Source organism: Rhodococcus sp. NPDC127593 (assembly GCF_042671975.1).
Classification (GTDB): Bacteria; Actinomycetota; Actinomycetes; order Mycobacteriales; family Mycobacteriaceae; genus Rhodococcus_F.
Genome location: NZ_JBHXWI010000184.1, coordinates 1 through 1,313, shown reverse-complemented (window position 1 = coordinate 1,313; position 1,313 = coordinate 1). Strand labels below are relative to the sequence as shown.

The 1,313-nt window shown below is 66.4% G+C and carries 1 protein-coding gene; it reads left to right on the top strand.

Translation table 11 applies throughout. From position 1 onward, the window contains the following. Positions 1-42: 42 nt before the first annotated feature. Positions 43-1,313 (top strand): GMC family oxidoreductase (locus tag ACFVJ3_RS49500; protein ID WP_378459049.1); only part of this gene is annotated, 1,271 nt, incomplete at its 3' end.

The window sequence follows — 1,313 nt, the reverse complement described above, 5'->3', positions numbered from 1 at the left end:
GACTTGGAACACGACGGTCAGGTCCTCAAGGAGGAAAGCTCAATGGCACGCACGGACGCCGACTCGGCTGAAAATGTTTTCGATTATGTGGTGGTGGGTGCCGGTTCGGCCGGTGCGGCTGCGGCGGCGCGGCTTTCGGAGGATCCGTCTGTGACGGTCGCGCTGATCGAGGCCGGTGCGGCCGACACCGCTGACGAGATCCACATCCCGGTAGCTATCGCCTCTCTGTTCAAGAGCACGTGGGATTGGGATTACGACACCGAGCCGGAGCCTGGAATCGGTTACCGGCGGGCGTACCTCCCGCGGGGCAAGATGCTCGGCGGCTGCAGTTCGATGAACGCGATGGTCTACATGCGCGGCAACCGCGCCGATTACGACGAGTGGGCGGCTGGCGGAGCGCAGGGGTGGAGTTACGAGGAAGTACTCCCGGTGTTCCGGCGCTTCGAGGACAACGAGCGCGGCGCCAGCGAGTTCCACGGTGCCGGCGGGCCACTGTCGGTCAGCGAAGGCCGCTCGAGGAACCCGTTGGGTCAAGCGTGGATCGACGCCGCCACCGAGGCCGGACACGCACCGAATGACGACTTCAATGGCGAGTCCCAGGTCGGTGTGGGCCGCTTTCAAGTCACCCAGCGCAACGGGATGCGGTGCAGCACGGCCGTCGCCTACCTCCACCCGAATCTCGACCGGCCGAACCTGTCGATCATCACCGAAGCGCTGGCGCGCCGCGTCGTCACCGAAGGCAACCGGGCCACTGGCGTCGAAATTGAACGGGGCGGTGAGGTGTCAGTGGTGACGGCGTCCCGCGAGGTGATCGTGTCCGCTGGCGCCTATGGTTCGCCGCACCTGCTGCTGCTGTCCGGCATCGGGCCGGCTGAGCAACTGGCCACGTTCGAGATCCCGGTCGTGGCGGACCTCCCGGTCGGCGAGGGATTGCAGGACCACTACATGGTGCTCCTGAACTACCTGACCGACGAAGAGTCCCTCAAGACGGCCCTCAGCCCGGAGAACGTGGAGCTGCTGCAGAGCGAGGGACGCGGGCCGTTGACGTCGAACATCGTCGAGACCGGCGGTTTCTTCACCACCCAGCCCGACCTCGACGCACCGAACGTCCAGTTCCATGTGGCACCGGTCCTGTTCTACAACGAGGCCACCGGTCCGGCCGTCTCGCACGGCTTCGCCCAGGGTCCGTGTGTCGTCAAGCCGACCAGCCGCGGCTCGGTGACGCTCCGCACGGCGGACCCGGCGACGGCCCCCCGCATCCTGCACAACTACCTGTCGACTCCCGAGGACCGGCAGACGATCATCGACGGCAT